Annotated in this window: 3 protein-coding genes; all 3 read left to right on the forward strand. The window is 42.5% G+C overall.

Features of this window, described 5'->3' with window-relative positions; genetic code table 11:
- Positions 1–125 (forward strand): AraC family transcriptional regulator (locus BCT81_RS24735; RefSeq protein WP_133152715.1); only part of this gene is annotated, 125 nt, incomplete at its 5' end.
- A 193-nt stretch (positions 126–318) separates the two neighbouring features.
- Positions 319–1,503 carry an amino acid aminotransferase gene (locus BCT81_RS24740; protein ID WP_102426178.1) on the forward strand — a complete coding sequence of 395 codons (1,185 nt, stop codon included), beginning with the start codon at positions 319–321 and terminating at the stop codon, positions 1,501–1,503.
- Between the two features lie 14 nt (positions 1,504–1,517).
- Positions 1,518–2,204, forward strand: coding sequence for a RimK/LysX family protein (locus BCT81_RS24745; protein ID WP_102426179.1), 687 nt, complete (start codon positions 1,518–1,520; stop codon positions 2,202–2,204).
- Positions 2,205–2,371 lie beyond the last annotated feature (167 nt).

Here is a 2,371-nt window from a genome sequence, read left to right on the forward strand (position 1 = left end):
GGTCTATTCAACACATCGGCGAGATCGTTGGGTATCCGAATGCGGCAAACTTCAGTACTCGATTTAAAGCATGGTCGGGAATGACACCAAGGCAATTCAAACGCGGCGCCACAATTGGGAACTGATTTTTAGCTACGCTCACTTTTATTAGTGAAAACATTAATAGCTGTTTGATTTTTGCACGAATTTACCCGGTAAAATGACCAATCTCTGATTACTTCTGTGAACTCAGCGCTTCTCTTAAAAAATGTTTCTGATTTGACTACGATAATGTTAACGTGAAGTTCATTACTTGAATTTCAAAGGGTTGTGACTTTCATGTTTTCACATCTACCAAAACCAACTTTAGATCCAATTCTATCTCTTTCTGTTGCTTACCGCGGCGATACTCGCACTGACAAAGTCGATTTAGGCATTGGCGTATATAAAAACGACCAAGGCGAAACTCCTATCATGAAAGCCGTATCTATGGCTCAAGATATCGTTGTTGAAACACAGAAAACTAAAGCTTACGTTGGCCTAGCGGGCTGTGAAGAGTTTAACCAAAGCATGGTTGATCTGCTGCTTAAAGGGACTTCTGCAATGGATCGCGTTGCTGCGATTCAAACACCAGGTGCAAGTGGTGCACTTCGAATGTTGGGTGACTTAATGAAAGTTTCTCAGCCAGACACCACAGTTTGGATTTCAAACCCAAGCTATGTGAACCACAAACCTGTGATGGAAGCGGCAGGCTTAAAAGTTCGATACTACAATTACTTCAGTCCTGAAACGAAGCAAGTGGATACTGCAAGAATGCTAGATGACCTATCGAAAGCGGGTCCATCAGACGTGGTACTACTGCACGGTTGCTGTCATAACCCAACGGGTGCCGATATCGACTTTGAAGCGTGGCAGGAAATCACGAAATTATCGCAGAAAAATGGTTTCTTACCGTTCGTTGATATTGCGTACCAAGGCTTTGGTGACGGCCTAGAAGAAGATGCAAAAGGTCTTCAACACATGGCGAACAACGTGGAAGAGATGTTAATTACTACTTCTTGCTCAAAGAATTTCGGCTTGTACCGTGAAAGAACGGGTGCTGCGATTGTGATTGGTAAAAACAGCGAACATGTTGGCAATGCGAAAGGTAAGTTACTGACGCTTGCTCGCTCAACTTACACCATGCCGCCAGATCACGGTGCGGCGTTGGTAAAAACAATTCTTCAGAATCAAGAGCTAACAACGATTTGGAAGCAAGAGTTGAGTGAAATGCAGCAACGTTTGTTAAATCTGCGCCAAAGTTTATGTGATGAATTGCGAAATACTTATAACACGTCACAATTCGATTTCATTGAAAGTCATAAAGGTATGTTTACTGTACTAGGCTTTAAAGAAACTCAAATGAATCAATTACGTGAAGAATATGGTATCTACGGTGTTGGTGATGGACGCATCAATATTGCAGGTCTTTCTGAATCCCATATTCCTTATGTAGCAAAAGCGATAGCCAACGTATCAAAATAATAGAAGGTGACTGAATGTATAATTGGAAAGCGATTATAACCCTAATGTTAAGTGGCGGCTTGTTTGCTTGTACAACCACGACTCAAGTACCGGTTGAGCCAGAGCAAAAGCCTCAGGTCGAACAACCAGTAGTTGATGACTCTTCTAAGCCTGACGCAACTGAAGGCGACAAAGTAACGGAACCTACAGAGAAGCCTGAAGAAGTAAAACCAACTGAACCAGAAGCGAAACCAAAGCCTGAAGAAAAACCGGTAGCAAAACCAACGAAAACCAGTGACGGTAAACTGATTCTTGGTGAGGAAGAGTGGGTATTTGTTCCTGGCTTGAAAGAGGCATTTAAAGCGCGTGTAGATACTGGTGCGACGACATCTTCAATCAGCGCTGTTGATATCGTAGACTTTGAACGTGACGGTAAAGATTGGGTTAAGTTCAAAATCGAGCACGATGGCATCACAACAGAAGAGATCAGTCTACCTGTAGAACGTTGGGTTAAGATCAAGCAATCAAGTGCAGAAGGCACACAACGTCGTGCTGTGGTAGTTGCTTCGATCCAAATTGGTGATCTAAAAGACAAAACTGAATTTACTCTAGCAGACCGAACGCACCTTTCTTTCCCACTTCTGCTAGGAAGAAGCTTCTTTAGAGATGTGGCGGTTGTCGACGTAAGCAAGAAATATGTTCAGAAGAAAGTGACTAAATAGTTTCAGAGTTCTTCTGACACGTTAACTTTCTAACAATCGAATCCCTGCTAATTGAATTAGCGGGGATTTTTTCTTTTTTCGACCGTAATTTGGGTAAATCCCGATAATTCTGCTCTGTACGTCATCCGTTCACTGTTTAGCCTCGACAATGTGATCCTGATCTCTAT

The organism is Vibrio sp. 10N.261.52.A1, assembly GCF_002876325.1.
Classification (GTDB): domain Bacteria; phylum Pseudomonadota; class Gammaproteobacteria; order Enterobacterales; family Vibrionaceae; genus Vibrio; species Vibrio chagasii.